Source organism: Burkholderia cepacia complex sp. TUM26381 (genome assembly GCF_057439935.1).
Map to the genome: position 1 here is coordinate 1,234,281 of NZ_CM172008.1, position 19,670 is coordinate 1,253,950.

15 protein-coding genes and 1 pseudogene are annotated in these 19,670 nt (G+C 65.6%); 7 read left to right on the forward strand and 9 right to left on the reverse strand.

Annotated elements, in window-relative coordinates:
* Window positions 1-162: 162 nt before the first annotated feature.
* The 3 genes from ACWMMN_RS37325 to ACWMMN_RS37335 all read left to right on the forward strand — a co-directional run bounded on the left by ACWMMN_RS37325 (window position 163) and on the right by ACWMMN_RS37335 (window position 2,702).
* Window positions 163-1,128: a GlxA family transcriptional regulator gene (locus ACWMMN_RS37325; RefSeq protein ID WP_174994618.1), complete on the forward strand. Its 966-nt coding sequence runs from the start codon at window positions 163-165 to the stop codon at window positions 1,126-1,128.
* A 283-nt stretch (window positions 1,129-1,411) separates the two neighbouring features.
* Window positions 1,412-1,723: a DUF4148 domain-containing protein gene (locus ACWMMN_RS37330; protein WP_059241071.1), complete on the forward strand. Its 312-nt coding sequence runs from the start codon at window positions 1,412-1,414 to the stop codon at window positions 1,721-1,723.
* Window positions 1,724-1,988: 265 nt separating this feature from the next.
* On the forward strand, window positions 1,989-2,702 hold the full coding sequence (locus ACWMMN_RS37335; protein ID WP_059241072.1) for a dienelactone hydrolase family protein: 714 nt from the start codon (window positions 1,989-1,991) through the stop codon (window positions 2,700-2,702).
* Between the two features lie 116 nt (window positions 2,703-2,818).
* On the opposite strand, the gene ACWMMN_RS37340 is transcribed toward ACWMMN_RS37335, so the two are convergent.
* The 4 genes from ACWMMN_RS37340 to ACWMMN_RS37355 all read right to left on the reverse strand — a co-directional run bounded on the left by ACWMMN_RS37340 (window position 2,819) and on the right by ACWMMN_RS37355 (window position 9,914).
* Window positions 2,819-4,339 carry an efflux transporter outer membrane subunit gene (locus ACWMMN_RS37340; protein WP_486424292.1) on the reverse strand — a complete coding sequence of 507 codons (1,521 nt, stop codon included), beginning with the start codon at window positions 4,337-4,339 and terminating at the stop codon, window positions 2,819-2,821.
* 2 nt (window positions 4,340-4,341) lie between these two features.
* Window positions 4,342-7,533 carry an efflux RND transporter permease subunit gene (locus ACWMMN_RS37345; protein ID WP_174994651.1) on the reverse strand — a complete coding sequence of 1,064 codons (3,192 nt, stop codon included), beginning with the start codon at window positions 7,531-7,533 and terminating at the stop codon, window positions 4,342-4,344.
* Window positions 7,534-7,548: 15 nt separating this feature from the next.
* Window positions 7,549-8,802: an efflux RND transporter periplasmic adaptor subunit gene (locus ACWMMN_RS37350; RefSeq protein ID WP_059241075.1), complete on the reverse strand. Its 1,254-nt coding sequence runs from the start codon at window positions 8,800-8,802 to the stop codon at window positions 7,549-7,551.
* 230 nt (window positions 8,803-9,032) lie between these two features.
* Window positions 9,033-9,914 (reverse strand): LysR family transcriptional regulator, encoded by an 882-nt coding sequence (locus ACWMMN_RS37355; RefSeq protein ID WP_059241076.1) that lies wholly within the window; start codon window positions 9,912-9,914, stop codon window positions 9,033-9,035.
* A gap of 593 nt (window positions 9,915-10,507) precedes the next feature.
* Here ACWMMN_RS37355 and ACWMMN_RS37360 point away from each other — a divergent pair.
* Window positions 10,508-11,488: an AraC family transcriptional regulator gene (locus ACWMMN_RS37360; RefSeq protein WP_059241077.1), complete on the forward strand. Its 981-nt coding sequence runs from the start codon at window positions 10,508-10,510 to the stop codon at window positions 11,486-11,488.
* A gap of 6 nt (window positions 11,489-11,494) precedes the next feature.
* On the opposite strand, the gene ACWMMN_RS37365 is transcribed toward ACWMMN_RS37360, so the two are convergent.
* On the reverse strand, window positions 11,495-11,617 hold the full coding sequence (locus ACWMMN_RS37365) for a hypothetical protein (protein WP_340626290.1): 123 nt from the start codon (window positions 11,615-11,617) through the stop codon (window positions 11,495-11,497).
* Between ACWMMN_RS37365 and ACWMMN_RS37370 the strand changes: the two are divergent.
* Window positions 11,601-11,824 (forward strand): annotated as a pseudogene (locus ACWMMN_RS37370) (amidohydrolase); the annotation flags it as partial. The gene ACWMMN_RS37365 and the pseudogene ACWMMN_RS37370 sit on opposite strands and share 17 nt — an antisense overlap.
* Window positions 11,825-11,851: 27 nt before the next feature.
* Here ACWMMN_RS37370 and ACWMMN_RS37375 read toward each other — a convergent pair.
* The 3 genes from ACWMMN_RS37375 to ACWMMN_RS37385 form a co-directional block, all read right to left on the reverse strand.
* Window positions 11,852-12,823: an aliphatic sulfonate ABC transporter substrate-binding protein gene (locus tag ACWMMN_RS37375; protein ID WP_486424293.1), complete on the reverse strand. Its 972-nt coding sequence runs from the start codon at window positions 12,821-12,823 to the stop codon at window positions 11,852-11,854.
* A 268-nt stretch (window positions 12,824-13,091) separates the two neighbouring features.
* Window positions 13,092-14,042 carry a LysR family transcriptional regulator gene (locus tag ACWMMN_RS37380; protein ID WP_059241080.1) on the reverse strand — a complete coding sequence of 317 codons (951 nt, stop codon included), beginning with the start codon at window positions 14,040-14,042 and terminating at the stop codon, window positions 13,092-13,094.
* 302 nt (window positions 14,043-14,344) lie between these two features.
* Complete coding sequence (locus tag ACWMMN_RS37385; RefSeq protein WP_486424294.1) at window positions 14,345-15,643, reverse strand: adenylosuccinate synthase; 1,299 nt, start codon at window positions 15,641-15,643, stop codon at window positions 14,345-14,347.
* A gap of 140 nt (window positions 15,644-15,783) precedes the next feature.
* On the opposite strand from ACWMMN_RS37385, the gene gcvA reads away from it, so the two are divergent.
* On the forward strand, window positions 15,784-16,689 hold the full coding sequence (gene gcvA / locus ACWMMN_RS37390) for a transcriptional regulator GcvA (protein ID WP_059241082.1): 906 nt from the start codon (window positions 15,784-15,786) through the stop codon (window positions 16,687-16,689).
* 153 nt (window positions 16,690-16,842) lie between these two features.
* Here the strand turns inward: gcvA and ACWMMN_RS37395 are convergent, their stop codons facing one another.
* Window positions 16,843-17,157 (reverse strand): DUF4148 domain-containing protein, encoded by a 315-nt coding sequence (locus ACWMMN_RS37395; RefSeq protein WP_155627314.1) that lies wholly within the window; start codon window positions 17,155-17,157, stop codon window positions 16,843-16,845.
* Window positions 17,158-17,620: 463 nt separating this feature from the next.
* Between ACWMMN_RS37395 and ACWMMN_RS37400 the strand changes: the two genes are divergently transcribed.
* Window positions 17,621-18,061: a hypothetical protein gene (locus ACWMMN_RS37400; RefSeq protein WP_486424295.1), complete on the forward strand. Its 441-nt coding sequence runs from the start codon at window positions 17,621-17,623 to the stop codon at window positions 18,059-18,061.
* Window positions 18,062-19,670 lie beyond the last annotated feature (1,609 nt).

Below are 19,670 nucleotides of genomic sequence, written 5' to 3' on the forward strand. Positions count from 1 at the left end.
ATTGAAGACACCCTCGATTCTCCGGAGTCCGATAACTGTCTCCAATAGACGTGTTACGCCAGATCCTGCCATTTCGCGCGACGGACGGACACGGTGCCTGCGCGCCGAAAGGCGCAGCCCTATACTGCTACGCATCACGTTCGACACAACACGCAACCGATCATGCCGAAGGTCGTGGGGATTTTCGCCGTTCCGGGCGTCCAGCTGCTCGACGTCTCCGCGCCGCTCGACGTGTTCGCGCAGGCGAACGCCGAATGCGGCAAGCCGTTCTATGCGCTGCGGATCATCGCGTGCGGGCCCGGTCCGATCCGCAGTTCGTCCGGCGCACGATTGCTGCCCGACTGGATCGCGCCCGACATCCCGGAGCGCATCGACACGCTGCTGGTCGCCGGCGCGCCGAACGCCGGCCAGGTCACGCTGCGTACCGACGTCCTCGCGTGGCTGCGCTCGGCGGCCGTGCAAAGCCGGCGCTACGGCTCGATCTGCACCGGCGCATTCGTCCTCGCGGCCACCGGCCTGCTGAAAGGGCGCCACCTGACCACGCACTGGGCCGCCGCCGACGCGCTCGCCGAAGCCTATCCGTCGCTCGTCGTCGACGCCGACGCGCTGTATGTGCGCGACGGCAAGCTGCGCACCGGCGCCGGCGTCACGGCCGGGCTCGATCTCGCGCTCGCGCTGGTCGAGGAAGATCTCGGCCGCGAGATCGCGCGGCGCGTCGCCGCGCAACTGGTGATGTTCTTCAAGCGCCCGGGCGGGCAACTCCAGTTCAGCCGCAAGGGCGAGGCGCGCCCCGCCGGGCGGTCGGTGCTGCAGGAAGTCCAGCGCTGGATCGCCGCGCATCCGGAACGCGAGCATTCGGTCGCCGCGCTGGCGAAGCATGCGGGCATGAGCCCGCGCCACTTCGCGCGGCTGTTCCGCGCGGAAGTCGGCATGACGCCGGCCGCGTGGGTCGAGGCGACCCGCATCTCGGCCGCCCGCCAGTTGCTCGAAAACGGTCACGACACGCCGAAGCAGGTCGCCGCGAAATGCGGCTTCGCGAACGTCGACACGCTCAGGCGGTCGTTCACCCGGCACGTCGGGATCACGCCGGCGGAATACCGGAAGCGGCAAGCCGTCCTGGCTGCGTGACGCACAGTAGGCGATGCCGGCGCCGCATCCATTTACTTCGGAATGCGATTCACCTTCCTGCCAACCTCGGCAGTCCGATCGACGGGACTGCTCCCCAAAGGTCGGGCCTGCCGTCCGGCCGCCCCGAAATAATCAGACAAAATACCCGCGTGCGGATCGTATACCCAGTTGCAATAATGATTCGCTGCAACGCCTATTTCCGGCCGGTAACGCGATCGCTACGATGCAATCAACCGCTGAACGCAACAAGCGAAGCGAGAAATCAACAGAACCGGAGGTCATCATGAAGTCGTTCATCACCGCTGTCGTCGCCGCAACCGCCCTGTCCGCCTCGTACGGCGCATTCGCTCAATCGAACCCGTCGGGCCAGCTGACGCGTGCCCAGGTCCGAGCTGAACTCGTCCAGCTCGAACAGGCCGGCTACAAGCCCGAAGTCTCCGATCAGTACTACCCGCGCGCGCTGCAGACTGCCCAGGCCCGCGTGACGAACGGCGACGAAACCGGTTACGGCGTGCAAGCTGCCGCCGGCGTGCGCGCCGGCCGCGCGATCGCGGTCAAGCAGGACGGCCGCGATTCCGTCTATTTCGGCCAGTAAGCCGGACCCGCAAACGCGTATTCCGATACGCGCGCGGCACACGTGGCACCCCGCTCCCGTTCATCGGGGCGGGGTGTTGGCTTTTGGGGCGCCCGCTCCCGGCGCCGGCCGCATGCGGCACGGCACGGTTCACGCAAGCCGCCGGTGTTTGCGCATAGAATGGCCGCGTGGTCGGCGTCGGCCGTCACGCACGCGGGCTGAATCGCGACGCTCGCCGGCCGGCCCGATGCCGCACTCAGCGCATTTTTCGAAAAGGAGCGGTTTCATGTCTCAAACATCCGGTTCCATGATCACGTTTCGCCGCCCGGACGGCCAGGAACTGCAGGGCTATCTCGCCACGCCGGCACAGACCGAAGGCGCGCCCGCGGTCGTCGTCATCCAGGAATGGTGGGGGCTGAACGACCAGATCCGCGGCGTCGCCGATCGCCTCGCGCGCTGCGGTTACTTCGCGCTCGTGCCCGACCTGTATCGCGGCAAGTCGACGGTCGAGGAAGAAGAAGCGCACCACCTGATGACGGGGCTCGATTTCGGCGATGCCGCATCGCAGGACATTCCCGGCGCGGTCACGTATCTGAAGACACTGGCATCGCGTGTCGCGGTGACGGGCTACTGCATGGGCGGCGCCCTCACGCTGCTGTCGCTGCAGTACGCCGATGCGGACGCGGGCGTCATCTGGTACGGCCTGCCGCCGCTCGACTACATCGATCCGGCCAAGCTCAAGGTGCCGCTGATGGGTCACTGGGCGACGCAGGATGCGTTCTTCGCGATCGACCAGGTCGATGCCCTGGAGAAGAAGCTGACCGATGCGAAGGTCGGGTTGGAATTCCATCGCTATCTCGCGCATCACGCGTTCGCGAACGAAACGGCCGTCGGCCCCGGCCGCATCGCCGGTACGCAGTTCGATCCTGTCTGGTCGCAAATGGCCTGGGATCGCACGCTCACGTTCCTCGGCCGGACGCTCTGGACGAAACAGCGGTAACGTAACGCCCCGCTGCCCGCCGGGCAGCCATGCAAAAGAAAACGCCACGGACGCAAATCCGTGGCGTTTTCTTTTTGCGTACAGCCGGTTCGACGGGCACCGGCCCTTCCTTGCGCTTACCCGTTCGTCGCCGCCGCCGGAGCGGCCGCCTTGTCGTAGTCGACCGGTGCATCCGGCGCGCGCGGCGTCTCGCCGGCGCGCTGGACCCACCCGCCGCCCAGGGCGCGGTACAGGTCGACCAGGTTCGTCCAGCGCGCCAGACGCGCGCTGATCAGCGTCTGCTGCGCCGAGTACAGGTCCGTCTGCGCGGTCAGCACCGACAGGTAGCTGTCGACGCCGTTCTTGTAACGCAGGTCCGACAGATCGAAACGGCGCTGCTGCGCGTGCTCGTTGCGCTCCAGCGCCGCGATCTGCTGGTCGTACGTGCCGCGTGCGGCCAAGCCATCCGACACTTCGCGGAACGCCGACTGGATCGCCTTCTCGTAGTTCGCGATCTCGATGCGCTTCTGCACGTGCGCAAGATCGAGGTTCGCGATGTTCGCGCCGCCCTCGAAGATCGGCAGTGCGATGTTCGGCGCAAACGACCACGCCGCCGTGCCGGCCTTGAACAGGCCGCCCAGCGTCGGGCTCGCGGTGCCGAACGCCGCCGTCAGCGAGATCTTCGGGAAGAACGCCGCGCGCGCCGCGCCGATGTTCGCGTTCGCGGCCAGCAGCGTCTGCTCGGCCTGCATCACGTCCGGACGGCGCGTGAGCAGATCCGACGGCAACCCGGACGGCACGTCCGTCAGCAGGTTCTGCGCGTCGAGCGGCATGCCCGCCGGCAGGTCGTCCGGCAGCGGCTCGCCGATCAGCAGCACCAGCGCGTTCAGCGCCTGTGCGCGGGCACGCGCCTGCGCCTGCTGGTTTGCGAGCGCCGTCTCGACCACCGTCTGCGCCTGACGCAGCTCGAACTCGGAGCCCGTGCCGTTGTCGAACTGCAGCTTGGTCAGGTCGTACTGCGCCTGAGCGGACTTCAGCGTGTTCTCCGTGACCTGCAGCAGGTCGTCGGTCGACAGCAGCGTCAGGTATTGATCCGCCACCTGCGACACCAGCGAGATCTCCGACGCCTGCCGCGCATACGCGGTCGACAGGTACTGCGCGAGCGCCTGGTCCTTCAGGCTCTGCACGCGGCCGAACAGGTCGAGTTCCCACGATGCGGACAGCCCGACGTTGTAGCTGCGCGTGATCAGCGGCTGCTGCGTCGTCGACACACCGGCCGGCAGGCGCTGGATATTGCCCGTGCCCGTACCGTTCAGCGTCGGGAACAGGCCCGCGCGCGTGATCTGGTACTGCGCGCGCGCCGCCTCGATGTTCAGCACCGACACGCGCAGGTCGCGGTTGTTCTTCAGCGCGATCTCGATCAGCCGCTGCAGGCGCGGATCGACGAAGAATTCGCGCCAGCCGATGGCGGTCGCCGCCTGGCCGTTCGCGCTGCGCGCGCCGGCCGCACCCGGCTGCGTCGCATAGACGCCGCCGGCCGGGTACGCCTGCGCGACGGGTGCGTCGGGCCGCTTGTAATGCGGCGCCATCGTGCAGCCCGTGGCAAGGAGCGCGGCGGCCAGTGCGACCGCGGTTGCAGTCAAAGCGTGTTTTTGCATCGTTACTGCCCCTTCGAATCGTGTGCGTCGCCGTGACCGCGCTGCAGGTCGCCCTGCACGAGACGCCATGCGTCGTCGACGTTTTCCGTCTCGCCGCTGAAGATCGCGCGAACCCGCACGAAGAACATCGGGATCATGAAGATCGCGAGGAACGTCGCCGTGATCATCCCGCCGATCACGCCGGTGCCGATCGCGTGCTGGCTCGCCGAGCCCGCGCCGTTGCTGATCGCGAGCGGCAGCACGCCCAGCATGAACGCGAGCGACGTCATCAGGATCGGACGCAGCCGCAGGCGCGCCGCCTCGATCGCCGCCCGCACCGGCCCCATGTTCCCGCTCGCTTGCAGCTCGCGCGCGAACTCGACGATCAGGATCGCGTTCTTCGCGGACAAGCCCACCGTGGTCAACAGGCCGACCTGGAAGAACACGTCGTTCTCGAGGCCGCGCAACATCGTCGCGAGCAGCGCGCCGACCACGCCGAGCGGCACGACCATGATCACCGAGAACGGGATCGACCAGCTTTCATACAGCGCCGCGAGACACAGGAACACGACGAGGATCGAGATCGCATACAGGATCGGCGCCTGCGAACCCGACTGGATTTCCTGGAACGACAGGCCCGTCCACGAATAGCCGATGCCTTCCGGCAGCTTGCTCGCGAGCGCTTCCATCGCGGCCATCGCCTGACCGGTCGACTTGCCTTCCGAGGCCTGCCCCTGGATCTCGATCGACGACACGCCGTTGTAACGCTCGAGCTTCGGCGAACCGTAGATCCAGTGACCGGTCGAGAACGCGCTGAACGGCACCATCCCGCCCGCGCTGTTGCGCACGTACCAGATGTTCATGTCTTCCGGCGTCATCCGGAACGGCGCGTCCGACTGCACGTAGACCTTCTTGATCCGGCCATCGGTATCGAGAAAGTTGTTCACGTACTGCGACGCCCACGCGATCGAGAACGTCTGGTCGATCGCGGCGGCCGTCACGCCGAGCGCATTCGCCTTCTCGCGGTCGATGTCGACCTTGTACTGCGGCGTATCGTTCAGGCCGTTCGGGCGCACCAGCGCCAGTGCAGGATCCTTCGACGCCATCCCGAGCAACTGGCCGCGCGCGGCCATCAACGCTTCGTGGCCGAGACCGGCGTTGTCCGTCAGCTCGAAGTCGAAGCCGGCAGCCGTACCGAGTTCGGGAATCGACGGCGGATTGAACGGGATCACCATCGCGTCCTTGTACGTCGAGTAGTGCGCGAAAGTCCGGCCGATCAGCGCCTGGACCTTCTGGTCCGAACGCTGGCGGTGCTCGTACGGTTTCAGCTTCACGAACACGAGGCCCGCATTCTGGCCGCGGCCCGCGAAGCTGAAGCCGTTGACCGTGAACACCGAGTCGACCACATCCTTCTCGGCGGTCGTCAGGTACGTGTTGATGTTGTCGAGCGTCTTGCCGGTCGTTTCCTGCGTGGAACCGGACGGCGTCTGCACGATCATGAACATGTAGCCCTGGTCTTCATCGGGCAGGAACGACTTCGGCAGGCGCGCGAACATCACGCCGACCGCGATGAACACGGCCAGGTAGATCACGAGCCAGCGGCCCGAGCGCCGGATCACGTGGTTCACGCCACCCGTATAGCGATCGCGACTGCGGTCGAAGGTCCGGTTGAACCAGCCGAAGAAGCCCTTCTTCTCTTCGTGATGCCCCTTCGGGATCGGCTTCAGGATCGTCGCGCACAAGGCCGGCGTCAGAATCAACGCGACGAGCACCGACAGCACCATCGCCGACACGATCGTCAGCGAGAACTGACGATAGATCGCGCCAACCGAGCCGCCCGAGAACGCCACCGGCACGAACACCGCCGACAGCACGAGCGCCACGCCGACGAGTGCGCCGGTGATCTGGCCCATCGCCTTGCGGGTCGCCTCCTTCGGTGACAAGCCCTCCTCCGCCATCACCCGCTCGACGTTCTCCACCACCACGATCGCATCGTCGACCAGCAAGCCGATCGCGAGCACGAGGCCGAACATCGACAGCGTGTTGATCGAGAAGCCCGCGAGTCCCATGATCGCGAACGTGCCGAGCAGCACCACCGGCACCGCGATCGTCGGGATGATCGTCGCGCGCAGGTTCTGCAGGAACAGGTACATCACGAGGAACACGAGCACGATACCTTCGAGCAGCGTCTTGACCACTTCCTCGATCGACAGGCGCACGAACGGCGTCGTGTCATACGGGTAGTGCACGACCAGACCGTGCGGAAAGTACTTCGACAGCTCGGCGATCTTGGCCCGCAGCGCGGTCGCGGTGGCCAGCGCGTTCGCGCCGGTCGCAAGCTGGATGCCGAGGCCGGCCGTCGGCTGCCCCATGTACTTCGTATCGAACGTGTAGTTCTCCGAACCCAACGCCGCACGGCCGACATCCTTCAGCCGGACCTGCGAGCCGTCCTGGTTGACCTTCAGCAGGATGTTGCCGAACTGTTCGGGCGTGCGCAGCAGCGTCGATTCGGTGATCGTCGCCTGCAGCATCGTGCCCGGCTTGGCCGGCGTGCCGCCGATCTGGCCGCCCGCGATCTGCACGTTCTGCTGCGTGATCGCAGTCGATACGTCGATCGGCGTGAGGCCGTAGTTCGTCAGGCGGGTCGGGTCGAGCCAGATCCGCATCGAGAACTGCGAACCGAGCAGCAGCGTCTGGCCGACGCCGTTCACACGGCTCAGCGGATCGAGCACGTGCGAAGCCACGTAGTTCGTCAGGTCCTCCTTCGACATGTTGCCGTCCTCGGAGTTGAACGCGAACCACATCAGCCAGTTGCTGCTCGACTTCGTGACCTGCATGCCGAGCTGCTGCACGACCTGCGGCAGGTTCGGCGTCGCGAGCGACAGCTTGTTCTGCACCTGCACCTGCGCGACGTCCGGATTCGTGCCGGGCGAGAAGGTCAGCGTGATCGTCGCGTTGCCCGAGTCGTCACTCGTCGACGACATGTACAGGAAGTTGTCGAGACCGCTCATCTGCTGCTCGATCACCTGCGTGACCGTGTCTTCCACCGTCTTCGCGGAAGCGCCCGGATAGTTCGCCTGGATCTGGATCGTCGGCGGTGCGATCGTCGGATACTGCGCGATCGGCATCTTGAAGATCGATGCGACGCCGGCCAGCATCAGCACGATCGCGATCACCCACGCGAAGATCGGGCGATCGATAAAGAACTTGGCCATGAAACGGACTCCCTGTTATTGCGCGACCGACGCGGCGGCCGCACTCGCTGCAGCATGGGTGGCGGTACTCGCCGGCGCTGCGCTTGCCGGTGTGGCGGAGGCGGCAGCACCCGATGCGGCGTCGGCCGCCGGTGCGAGCTGCGCGGCAACCGTCTTCACGGTCGCACCCGGGCGCACCTTGTCGACGCCCTGCACGATCACGTGATCGCCCGCTTGCAGACCGCCTTCGACGATCCAGTCCTGCCCGTAGGTGCCAGTCGTCGTCAGCGGACGCGTCTCGACCTTGTTGGCCGCGTTCACGACCAATGCGATTGCCTGCCCCTTCTGGTCATGCGTGACGCCGATCTGCGGCACCAGGAACGCGTTCTCGTTCACGCCTTCCTCGATCCGTGCGCGCACGAACATCCCCGGCAGGAGCACACGGCCCGGGTTCGGGAAGATCGCGCGGATCGTCACCGAGCCGGTGGTCTGGTCGACCGTCACGTCCGAGAACTGCAGCTTGCCCGCTTCCGGGTAGGTCTTGCCGTCTTCCAGGATCAGCGACACCTTCACAGCGCCCGGGCCGCTCGTCTTCAGGCGGCCGCTTTGCACGTCCTGGCGCAGCTTCAGGCCGTCGAGGCTCGACTGCGTGAGGTCGACGTACACCGGATCGAGCTGCTGCACGGTCGACATCAGCGTGGCCTGGCTTGCCTGCACGTACGCACCCGGCGTCACCTGCGAAATGCCGACACGTCCCGAGACCGGCGACACGACATCGGTGTAGCCGAGATTGATCTGTGCGGTATCGACTGCCGCCTTGCCGGCTGCGACGTCCGCGGCAGCCTGCCCTTGCGTGGCCACCGCGTTGTCGTAGTCCTGCTTGCTGACCGCGTTCGCCGCGACCAATACCTTGTAGCGCGCGACCAGCGCGTTCTGCGTGACGAGGTTCGCCTGCGCCCTCGCGAGTGTCGCCTTCGCGCTGTTCAGCGCGGCGACGTACGGCGCCGGATCGATCTTGTACAGACGCTGACCGGCCTTGACGTCGGTGCCTTCGGTGAATTCACGGCGCAGCACGATGCCGTCGACCCGTGCGCGCACCTGCGCGACGAGGAACGCACTGGTGCGGCCCGGCAGTTCGGTTAGCGCCGGCACGGCTTGCGGCTGGACGGTGACGACGCCGACTTCCGGCGTTTGCGGCGGTGGCGCCGACTCTTTTTTTCCGCATGCGGCCAGGAAAACGGCGGCCGTTGCGGCAGTGATTAAGCGGTATGGAACCCGTTCGACGCGCATGGAGCGACCTCTCACAAATAGACGACCTTCAATGGGAATCACCAGATCTCCTCACGGCCTGCATGCGCGGGCGGAATGCCGTCGCTTCCGGTCCGCCACCCATGCGGGCGCTTGCTTCGGGTGTGCGTTGCACCCTGCGGAGCGTTCGTTTGCCGAACTGCTTCCGAAAAAAGGAACGGCGCGCCCGCGGCCCCGGTGGGCACGGGTTGCCGTGGCGGCCAGCGGGGCCGCTAGCGCGCGGGCCGGAACGCGGCGCCGGCGAATTCGATGAACGCGCGCGCGGCGGCCGGCAAATGCGCGGCACGCGCATGCGCGAGCTTCAGCGTGACGGGCGCGAGCGGGCGGACCGGTGCGATACACACCAGCGTGCCAGCCGCCAGATCGGCGTCGACGAGATACGCGGGCAACACGGCCGCGCCCATGCCGGCCACAGCCAGCCGTCGTGCCATCTCGAGATGGCCGACGCCCGCATTGCCGGGCACCGTGCCCGGTCGAATCGCGGCCGCAGGGCCGTCGTCGGTCGCCGGCAATTCGAGCCGCACGGTCGCAAGGTCCGGCCAGTCGCCCGACGCAGCCGCGCCACCGTGCGCAGCGACGTAACCCGGCGCCGCGACGCGCACGGATTCGTACGCGGCCAGCGTATGCAGCGCATGCGCACCGGACACCGGCATGCCGTCGGTCAGGAACGCGACGTCGATGTCCTCGGCGGTCAGGTCGACGTGCGCATCGGTCAGCGTCACGGTCGGCCGCACGTCCGGAAACAGGTGCACGAAACGATCGAGCAACGCACTCAACTGGCTGAGCCCGAACGCGACCGGCGCAGCCACGCGCAATGGGCCTTCCGGCTTGCTGCCCATCGCGACGAAACGGCCGTCGATCTCGTCGATCGCACCGAGAATCCGCTCGACGCGCGCGAGATACAGCTCGCCGATTTCCGTCAGCGACTGGTGGCTGGTGCTGCGTTGAAGCAGGCGCGCGCCAAGGCGCGTCTCGAGCGCATCGACCAGCCGGCTCGCCATCGCCGTCGATACGCGCAGCCGCGTCGCCGCCCGGCGAAACCCGCCTTCCCTTGCCACCGTCACGAATGCCCGAATCGATTGAAGTTGGTCCATTTGTCCGGATTCCCTGCGCGGACGGCTGCCTTTATGCCTGCATCCGACGCTGCGCCGCCGCCGGCCCGCATCGGCCCGGCCAATGCAGCGGCACCGACGCCGGGTCAACCGGGTCGGACGGCACGCTCGCGGCAAGCACGCGCCGGCATGCAACGGACGCAAGCCGGCCTCGGCTGGCCCGATGCACGATCATTCGATAGCAGTCCTGAGTCTTTTCCAGCGGTTCGCGGCGGCGACGCGCACGGCAGCGCCGACGGCGCCCGCGCATCATGCGGCGGTCCTGCCCGGATCCTCCGGACGCGCTGGAATACATTTCCTTCAGCAGGTGCAATGGTATGAAAACCGCCGGGAAATGGCTTGCCCGATCCTGCGATTGTTTTGCCTTAATTTCCGAATTTGTGCGCTGCACACCACGCAACGACGAGCGATACGGTCGCCAACCCTGCAGGTCCGGATGATCGGGCTAATTTCGGACAGGTTTAGGCAATCCCGCGCACGCGACTGGCCGTACGATGTGACCGCCGCACCTGCGCCCGACCGGGAATCGCAGTCGTGCGCATTGCATCGCTCACTCCGCCAACTGCTCACGCAACATGGAAATCGACGCCCGAACGCCACTGCAACCGCGCACCGCGCCTGGTCACGACCGCCGGTCGCCGGCCCGGCCGCCCGCGGCCCGGCTCGCGGCACTGATCGCCGCGTACGCGCCGCACGACGGGTCGTTCGACCTCCCGGTGCGCGGCATGCGCATCTCGCGCGCATCCGTCGCGCCCCCGCAGTGGAACCACGGCGTGCACCACGCGTGCCTGAGCATCGTCGGGCAAGGCGCGAAGTCGATGCGGGTCGGCGACGACACCTATGCGATCGACGAAGCGCGGATGCTGGTCGCGACGGCCGACGTGCCCGTCACCGGCCGCGTGACGCGCGCGAACCCGGCCGAGCCGTTCCTTTACGCCCAGCTCGAACTCGATCCGGTGCGCATCGCGGTGCTCACGCCGCTTGTCTTTCCGTGCGGGCTACCGAAAACCGTCGACTACGGCGCGCTCGACACGCTCGACGCGACACCGGAAATCGTCGACGCCGTCGCGCGGTTGATGCAGCTGATCGCGCAACCGGACGACCTCGACCTGATCGCGCCGCTGATCCTCGACGAAATCCTCATTCGGTTGCTGCGCGGCCCGTCGGGCGCGCGCGTCGCGCAAGTCGGCGAGGCCGGTTCGACGACGCAGCGCATCTCGCGCGCCGTCGCGTGGATTCGCGACCATTACCTCGATCCGATGACGGTCGACTCGCTCGCGCGACAGGTGGACATGAGCCCGTCGACCTTCCACCACCACTTCCGTGCGGTGACGTCGATGAGCCCGTTGCAATGCCAGAAGGTGCTGCGGCTGCAGGAGGCGCGCCGCCTGATGTGCGTAGCGGCGATGGACGCGCGGCAGGCGTGCCGCAGCGTCGGCTATGTGAGCGCGTCGCAGTTCAGCCGCGAATACGCGCGGCTGTTCGGCGATGCGCCCGGCCGCGACGTCGCGAGACTGCGCGGCGAAGCGGTGCCGCTGTCGCGCGTCGTGCCGTAGGCCGCTTCACGTGCGGCACGTGCGCGAGCGCGCAGCGCCCTTCTTCCCGCCGGCGTTCGCCCGCTCGGCCTGCACGGCTTCGCCGACGCAGCGCACGCAATAGTCGGCGAACGACGTGAGCTGGGTCACGCCAACTGCGCAATGCCGCACGCGTGGCAGCGGGTCGCGCACAAGGGGATGATGCTCGCGGCGAAGACGATGGCCACGACCGCGATCGACCTGCTCGGCGCACCCCACACGCTCGCCAGCGCAAAGGCGGAACCGCTCGAGCGGCGCGGCGGCCGGCCATACGTGTGCCCGATTCCGGACGACGTCGCCTTGCCGTTCCGCCGCTGAGCATGTCGTGCCGCGCCGGTTGTGCCATCAAGCGAGCGTGGGCGGCGCAGCCTGGCTGACGTCGACACGTTTCGGCAGGATGCCGGCCTGGTAGAACACATCCGCGATCCGCTGCTGGTACGCAAGCGTGTCGCGCGTGACAGGCTCGACGCCGAAGCGCGCGCGGCGAAATGCGAGTGCGACGGCCGGTTCCGGAATCCCCCAGAGTTTCGAGAACTCGGCCGCGCCCTGCGCGCGGTTCGCATCGAGCCAGCGCTGAACGGCCGTCAATTCCGACACGGCGACGTCGAGCACGTCGGCATTGTGCTGCGCATACGTGCGCGACGCGAAGTAATAGCCGCGATTCTCGACAAGCCCCGACCCGTCCGCGACGATGCGCGCACCGAACGCCTGCTGGACCACCGCGAGGAACGGATCCCAGATGATCCACGCATCGACCGAACGGTTCTCGAATGCGGCGCGCGCATCGGACGGCGACAGCCAGACCGGCGTGACATCCGCATAGTTGAGCTTCGCGGCCTGCAGCAGCCGGACCAGCAGGAAGTGCGTATTCGATCCCTTCACCAGTGCGATGCGCTTGCCGCGCAGGTCTGCAAAGGTCTTGACCGGCGAATCCTTCGGGACGATCAGTGCCTCGGCCGCGGTGCCCGACGGCGTTTGTGCGTAATAGACGAGCGGCGCACCGGCCGCGAGCGCGAAGATCGGCGGCGCTTCGCCGACATCGCCGAAATCGATCGATCCCGCGTTCAATGCCTCGAGCTGCGGCGGGCCCGACGGGAACTCGGTCCACGTGACATTCACGCCGAGCGTCGCGAGCTTGCCCTGCAGCGTGCCGCGCGCCTTCAGCAGGCTGAGCGGCCCTTTCTGATAGCCGATGCGCAACGTTCGTGTGCCGGCCGCACCGGCCCACGCCAGGCCCGGATGCACAGCGGCGCCTGCCGCAATCGCCAGGCCGGCATGAAGGAGCCGGCGGCGGGTTCTGGAGTGTCGATCTGCCATGTCGTTTATGGTTCGAAGGAGTGGGCGCGGATGGACGCGCGCATGCGATGAAGCAGGTCGAACCGATTCTAGAGGGTTGCTGCCGCACGCCGAACCAACGATGTTCGATATCGAAAGCAAGCGCTTTCATAAGGCCGGGCCGGTGGCACCGGCATCGTTTCCCGCGCCGGTCCTGCATACGTAGCCGGCGCCGGCCTTTCGTACAGGACTACAGATTATTTTCACCGGTCAGGCGAGGCGGCGCACTTGTGCGCCGGCCGTGCCCGAATCAGGTATTGCGTGACGCGCAGGACGCGTTCAGCGCCGCCTCGTCGGCAGCCAGCTTCTCGGGTACGAATTCGCGCAGGAAATCGACGAACGTGCGGATCTTCGCATCGAGATACTGACGCGACGCGTACAGTGTGTAGACCGTCAGCTTCTGCAACCGATAGTCGGGCAACACGCGCACCAGTGCACCGCTCGCCAGCGCGGGCAGCGCGGACGACATCGGCAGCGAGCCGATCCCGAGGCCCGAGCGCAATGCGAGGCCCAGCGCATCGGCGATGTTCACCTGGAAGTCGGCCAACGGCAGGTCGAATGTCTCGTGTCCGTCCGGACCGTCGAGGTGCCAGCGATCGCGCGGGAACACCGGCGTGACCATCTGCAGGCACGCATGTCCTTCGAGTTCGCGCACCGTGCGCGGCGTACCGTGCGCCTTCAGATAGTCAGGCGCTGCGCACAGCACGCTGTGCACTTCGCCGAGCCGCTGCGACACCAGCCCGGAATCGGGCAGCTCCGTCGTACTCAACTGCAGCGACACGTCATAGCCTTCGTCGATGATGTCGGGCACGTGCTGCGACAGCGTCAGCTCGACTGCAACCGACGGATAACGCTCGCGATAGCGCACGACGGCGGGCACCACATAGGCCTGACCGAAACTCGTCGTCGCGTGGACATGCAGCCGCCCGGACGGCTTCGCCTGTGCGTCGGCCGCCTCGGCTTCCGCTTCGTCGATATAGCCGAGGATGCGCTGGCAGCGGTCGAGATAGCGCTGCCCGGCGTCGGTCAGCGCAATGCGGCGCGTGCTGCGGTTGAGCAGACGCGTGCGCAGATGCGTTTCGAGCTGCGCGACCGAGCGCGACGCGTAGGCCGTCGTGATGTCCAGGCGCTGGGCCGCGCTCGTGAAGCTGCCCTCCTCCGCGACCCGGACGAAAATGCGCATCATCTGTAACGTGTCCATCGACCTGTCCCCGGGATTGAGATCACGTCGCGCCGCCGTGCGGCCAGGGTGCCGGCGGCGCCGGCACGGGCCGGTCTGGCGCGAATTGTGCGGAACAGTACCGCAGCGTTGCAGGCGTGTCCAGTTCGCCGTACACGATGTGATCCGGATGCCGAAACGTGCCGTGAAACCGCGCGGCGCACGGCGTCGCGGCGGGCATGGATGCGGCCGGACGGGCCGACCGGCAAACGGCATCGGGTCGGCAAAAACTACCCGCCGGCCACGATGCCGCGCCGTCATTTACGTCCGTCCTGACTCGCGCGTCATGCAGTGACCGCCGCATCGAACGGATTGCGCAGCACGATCGTGTCGTCGCGTTCCGCGCCGGTCGTGATCATCGACACCGGTGTGCCCGCGACGGCTTCGATGCGCGCGATGAAATCCTGCGCGGCGCGCGGCAGTGCCGCACGCTCGCGCACGCCCTTCACGGTGCCTTGCCAGCCGTCGAACCGTTCGTAAACCGGCGTCGCGCGCGACTGAGCCTCGAGGCTCGCGGGCAGATGGTCGACCCGAGCACCGTCGAGTTCGTAGCCGACGCACAGCGCGATCGACTCGAAACCGTCGAGCACGTCGAGCTTGGTAAGCGCCAGTGAATCGATGCCCGAGATCCTGACGGCCTGGCGCAGTTGCGCGGCATCGAGCCAGCCGCAGCGGCGCGGCCTGCCCGTGTTGACACCGAACTCCTGTCCGCGCGCGCGCAGCGTTTCGCCGGTGGCGCCGGTCAGCTCGGTAAGGAACGGGCCGCCGCCGACACGCGTCGCATAGGCCTTGGTCACACCCAGCACGTGGCCGAGCTTCGACGCACCGAGGCCCGTGCCGGCCGCCGCGGCCGATGCCACGGTGCCCGACGACGTCACGAACGGATACGTGCCCCAGTCGATATCCAGCATCACGGCCTGCGAGCCCTCGAACAGGATGCGCTCCCCGCGATCGGTTGCATCGTTGAGGTCGGCCCAGACGGGGCGCACGAACGGCAGGATCTTCGGTGCAAGCGCGACCAGCGTCGCCAGCATCGCGTCGCGGTCTTGCTCGTCGAGACCCAGGCCGCGGAACCACGCGTTGTGGTGATCGACGAGCCCGTCGAGCTTCGCGGCCAGCCGGCCCGGCTCCGCGAGATCGCCGACGCGCAGCCCGCGACGCCCGACCTTGTCTTCGTAGGCCGGCCCGATCCCGCGCAGCGTGGTGCCGATGGGCTCGCGGCGCAAGCGCTCCTGCGCCTGGTCGATCGCACGGTGAATCGGCAGTACCAGCGTCGCGTTCTCGGCGATCGACAGGTTGTCCGGCGTCACCGACAGCCCGAGCTCGGCCATCCGCGCGATTTCCGCGAGCAGCGCTTCCGGATCGAGCGCGACGCCGTTGCCGATCACGCCGCGCTTGCCGCGCACGACGCCGCTCGGCAGCAGCGCGAGCTTGTACGTCTTGCCACCGACGACCAGCGTGTGGCCCGCGTTGTGGCCGCCGTTGTATCGTGCGACGAGATCGGCCTGGGCCGCCAGCCAGTCCACGACGCGCCCCTTGCCTTCGTCGCCCCATTGGGCACCCACTACCACCACGTTCGGCATGCTCCGCACTCCATGTGAGAAATTCAGACACTTGTTCGGCCAATCCGGCCGTTTGTGTGCCATATTGGCGGAGCTGGATCGCCCGATCAAACGATTAAACCTGAACCTTCGTGTGAATAAAACTCACACGAAACGATACAATGGCACGACGACTTCCTCCGTTGAATTCGCTGCGCGCGTTCGAAGCCGCCGCGCGGCTCGGCAGCTTCACGCTGGCCGCCGACGAGCTGTGCGTCACGCACGGCGCGATCAGCCGGCACGTGCAGCAACTGGAAGCGTGGCTCGGGCGGTCGCTGTTCGAACGCCACAACCGGCGCGTCGAGCTGACCGACAGCGGCCGTGCGTACCTCGCCGAAGTCGGCGCATCGTTCGACCGGATCGCGCTCGCCACCGCGCAGCACTTCGGCCACGCGCAGCAGCGCGTGCTGCGCGTCAGCGCGCCCGCGACGTTCTCGCTGCGCTGGCTCGTGCCGAAGCTGTCGTCGTTCCAGGTCGCCCATCCGGCGATCGAGGTGCGATTGTCGACGTCGAACGAACCGATCGATAAATTGCGCGACAAGGTCGACCTGATCGTTCGCGGCGGCCCTCAGGCCATCGACGGGTACGTCGCGGAGGAATTCCTGTCCGAAGTGCGGCTGCCGGTGTGTGCACCGAAATTGCTGGAGAGCCGCCGCCTGGATACGCCCGCCGATCTCGCCGGCTTCACGCTGCTGCACGCGGCAACCTATCCCGGCATGTGGCCGGAGTGGCTCGCGGCAGCCGGGCATCCGAATCTCGTGCCGCGCCACTCGCTCACGCTCGAGCATTTCTACCTGACGCTGCAAGGTGCGCTCGACGGGCTGGGTGTCGCGATGGGGCCGATCGCGCTCGTCGCGGACGACATCGCCGAAGGCCGGCTCGTGCAGCCGTTCAGCGAACCGGCGCTGCCGCCGTGGCGCTACTTCACGTATGTGGCCTCCGCGCGCGCGGATGACGACGCCGTGCGTGCCTTCAAGGACTGGCTGAAAGTAGCGGGAAATTCAACTGCTCCGGGCGGACGGCACTGACCGCATCTGGATGCCGGTTTTACACGCCCACAATATGCAGGATACCGAATCAAATGAGGCGGATGTACGACACGTGTCTGGCTTCGTGCCTCGCGTGATCGCGACACACGCGGCAAGCCGCGGATCGAGCCGTGGCTTGCCGCCGGACGACGCTTACTGGCTTGCTGCAGCGCCGGCTTTCTTCTCTGCGTTCTGCAGGTTCTGCGGGTAGTTCGGATCGTTGGCGGCCGGCTTGTAACCGGCGTCTTCGAGTTTCTTCAATTCGGCAGTGTTCTTCGCACGCGCGGCCTTGTGCTCGGCCTTGCGTTTGGCCCTGGCCGCCTTGCGCGCTTCGCTCTTCGCTGCCTTGGCGTCCTGCGCAGCAGGTGCGCTGGCGGCGTCGGTCTGTGCAAACGCAGGAACGGCCGAGCCGAACAGGAAAGCGACTGCGGTAGCAGCCAGCGCGAGTTTTCTGATCTGAATTTGCATCGCTGAACTCTCTTTTTTGATGACTATCACGGATTGAAAAACCATCGAGATACCGCCCCTGTCCCGATCGGCCGTCGTGTCGCGATCAGGACCTGTGCATCATAACCGTGTCTCAAAAAATATGGCGCCAACGTGATGACGGAATTGGGGATACACGTATGGGAGGCAAAGCGGCTTCTACGTCGCCGGCGCGTCACACAGACCGCAACCATGCATCGCACGCGTTGGCGACGAGAACCGTCACGCGCAGGGCGATGTAACGCGTCGATGGCTGTTTCACAGGTGGCGATGTCAACGCGCACATGGGTGACGTGAGCGTTACCGCGCATACGCGATCACCGCTGCAGCAATCAACCTGTGCGCAACGCTATCGATCGATGTGGCTCGAGCGACCGTTTCTCCCATAAACGGTCACGATTCGGTTCGTCAGGTTACCGCGACAGTGACGTCGTGTTGCAGCGGCGTGCCGGAATTCATCGTCAACCGATTGCAGCGCTGCGATACGGATGGCTACCTGTGGAGGAACGGCTCGCCGTGGGCAGGTATGTCTGATGAAAATGAACGCGCTGCCAGTGAGGTGAAGATCCCGACCGTCAACTCTTCACGAAGGCGTCAATGCCCTGCACGAACGCGCGATGCTCTTGACGGTGACCTGCGCACGGCAGTGAAGCCACGACAAGACTCGCCCGTCCGTGCGGCCGTGCTTGCCATCCGCATCGCATGCGACACGCCCATGCCACAGGCTTTTCATTTGATCCCGTCGACGATCACGTATCCGGACGCCGCCGCGCTCGTCACAGCTTGCCGATTCCTTGGGCTTCGACTGATCGGTGAGATCTTACGGGATCCGGCATCTTCGGAAGGTGAGCATGTTCGGGATCGTCGCCGGATTCGATCATGGTGAGCTTCGTCACCCACGGCATCTTCACGTCTGCGCACAACGACCTCGAGATCGGCCAGGGAGCCTCGCGATCTGTGCGGCGGCATCTCGACACCCGATTCGTTTCCGGACGGTCTCGTGAGTCTCTCGTGGCGCCTCAGCGTCACAGCTTCGCTCCTCGATTGATCCAAAGGTAGAAAACCTGACGGCCGTGGGGTAGCAAAGCAGGTCGAGGCGATTTCCTTTGTGCACAGTCCACAGGCTAAATTTGGCGAGAAGCGTCGACGGGTGATCGACAAAAACTTGTCTACAGACGCGGCAGCGCGAGTACAAAAATCCATTCGCGGGCAGTCCAGGATGATTTCGAACTGCTGTGGAGGAGCCTGACGTGATCCGCTCGTCCGGTTGCAGATCTGTTCCTGCGGTCGATCACAGCATCCGGGGTACGTGCGGCGCCCGTTTTTCGGTCCCATAAACGGGAACCTGTACGTCGAATTGGGGGATTTCCTCCCATAAGTTTCTACGTTTGACTGTTTGTGAGTGGGTACTCACCTCCTCTGAGCGCCCTGTCGGGCCTGATTCCTTGGTGGATCAAGGCGCCAAGCCGGTGTTCACCAGGCCTGAATCGCAGGATCGGGAGGCTTGCCGGACCACAAACGTCTCACATGGGTAGCGGTTTATGGGGTTCGTCTTTCTGTGGAAGCACACGTGTGTTTACATCTTTGGTAAACCACGTTTACTTCTTTAACTACTTTTAGACGGCTCACAGCCTTGCTTGACAAGGCTTTGAGGGGTGTTCGGTACCCATTTATGGGAGCACAGGTGGAAGGGTTTGGGGTTTCAGGTCTGTGGATTTGGGGATTCGGGTACCGCGTTGTGGGGAATCAGGGTTGTGGATATGGGGTGAGCGTAGCCGGTTATGGGAAATCAGCCGTGAATCGCATTGGGTAGTCATCTATGGGAGCGCATGAAGGTAGCCTTTTATGGGGGGCTTTTCTTGATCCGTAAGTGCCTGCCCGCACAGGGATTTTTTTCAGGGAGCCGTCTATGGGGAATATCAAAGGTACCCGTTTATGGGTGGCGATTCGGGGCCTACGATGATGTTTCGATGGAATGTCCGAAGGACGGTTCCCCATGGACAGGATCGATGCCACAGAAAGGTAGCCTGTTGTGGGGACACGGAATGGTTGCCGCTTATGGGAGTGATTTCTACCTCCCAGGTGGAAAATCACACCGCTGCCGAAGCCGAAACGTGTCGACAGGTACCCTCTTATGGGAATCGTTGAAGGTAGCAAGTTATGGGAGCGAAATGGGGCTGTGCTGCAAGGCACCATAAATCCAGCTGACGATCGCAATTTCACTCGTTTGCTTCCCATGAATGGTTACCTTCGCGGGGCAATTCCCGTGCCGGGTTTCCAAGGCCAGGCTTGAAAGGTAGCGGCTTGTGGGAGGTATTTTTGGCAAAAGGTAGACGGATATGGGGTTCCGCATCGGCCGATCAATTGTCAATTTTCCTTTTACATCTGATAGTTAGCGTCGATAGTGCAAGTAATGCTGGAGCAGGGGCGTTGCTCCGTAGCGCGAAAAGGTATAAAGTCCGCTATCAATAAGGCAACCTTACCCGGACACCACG

What these genes read in the sequence shown, in the direction of transcription:
- ACWMMN_RS37355 (WP_059241076.1), bottom strand. Translation starts at nt 9,914, where the DNA reads ATGGACCAACTTCAATCGATTCGGGCATTCGTGACGGTGGCAAGGGAA.
- ACWMMN_RS37360 (WP_059241077.1), top strand. Translation starts at nt 10,508, where the DNA reads ATGGAAATCGACGCCCGAACGCCACTGCAACCGCGCACCGCGCCTGGT.
- ACWMMN_RS37325 (WP_174994618.1), top strand. Translation starts at nt 163, where the DNA reads ATGCCGAAGGTCGTGGGGATTTTCGCCGTTCCGGGCGTCCAGCTGCTC.
- gcvA (WP_059241082.1), top strand. Translation starts at nt 15,784, where the DNA reads ATGGCACGACGACTTCCTCCGTTGAATTCGCTGCGCGCGTTCGAAGCC.
- ACWMMN_RS37335 (WP_059241072.1), top strand. Translation starts at nt 1,989, where the DNA reads ATGTCTCAAACATCCGGTTCCATGATCACGTTTCGCCGCCCGGACGGC.
- ACWMMN_RS37395 (WP_155627314.1), bottom strand. Translation starts at nt 17,157, where the DNA reads ATGCAAATTCAGATCAGAAAACTCGCGCTGGCTGCTACCGCAGTCGCT.
- ACWMMN_RS37380 (WP_059241080.1), bottom strand. Translation starts at nt 14,042, where the DNA reads ATGGACACGTTACAGATGATGCGCATTTTCGTCCGGGTCGCGGAGGAG.
- ACWMMN_RS37345 (WP_174994651.1), bottom strand. Translation starts at nt 7,533, where the DNA reads ATGGCCAAGTTCTTTATCGATCGCCCGATCTTCGCGTGGGTGATCGCG.
- ACWMMN_RS37340 (WP_486424292.1), bottom strand. Translation starts at nt 4,339, where the DNA reads ATGCAAAAACACGCTTTGACTGCAACCGCGGTCGCACTGGCCGCCGCG.
- ACWMMN_RS37350 (WP_059241075.1), bottom strand. Translation starts at nt 8,802, where the DNA reads ATGCGCGTCGAACGGGTTCCATACCGCTTAATCACTGCCGCAACGGCC.
- ACWMMN_RS37330 (WP_059241071.1), top strand. Translation starts at nt 1,412, where the DNA reads ATGAAGTCGTTCATCACCGCTGTCGTCGCCGCAACCGCCCTGTCCGCC.
- ACWMMN_RS37385 (WP_486424294.1), bottom strand. Translation starts at nt 15,643, where the DNA reads ATGCCGAACGTGGTGGTAGTGGGTGCCCAATGGGGCGACGAAGGCAAG.
- ACWMMN_RS37375 (WP_486424293.1), bottom strand. Translation starts at nt 12,823, where the DNA reads ATGGCAGATCGACACTCCAGAACCCGCCGCCGGCTCCTTCATGCCGGC.